The organism is Salinimicrobium oceani, assembly GCF_012037645.1.
Genome location: NZ_JAAVJR010001020.1, coordinates 1 through 372, shown reverse-complemented (window position 1 = coordinate 372; position 372 = coordinate 1). Strand labels below are relative to the sequence as shown.

1 protein-coding gene is annotated in these 372 nt (G+C 46.2%); it reads left to right on the top strand.

Annotated elements, in window-relative coordinates:
* A partial coding sequence (locus HC175_RS20570) for a M20/M25/M40 family metallo-hydrolase (protein ID WP_168139882.1) occupies positions 1 to 372 on the top strand: 372 nt, incomplete at both ends.

Here is a 372-nt window from a genome sequence, read left to right as displayed (position 1 = left end):
GGTCAATATCAACAGCGGCACCCTAAATGCTGAAGGTGTTAAGGAGGTAGGGATGCTGTACAAAAAGGAACTCGACGATCTCGGATTTGAAACCCGGTGGATCTCAATGCCCGATAGCCTTAATCGTGCCGGACATCTCTTCGCAGAAATGAACCGCGGGAGCGGAAAAACCATACTTCTTATTGGCCACCTCGACACTGTATTTGAAGAAGATCACGAATTTCAAACCTTCAAACGTGAAGGAAATACAGCCAGTGGTCCCGCGGTAAATGACATGAAAGGCGGAAATGCCATGATCATTTATGCGCTTAAAGCACTCCACGCGGCCGGAGAATTAAACAATAAAAACATTATTGTTGCATTTACGGGCGA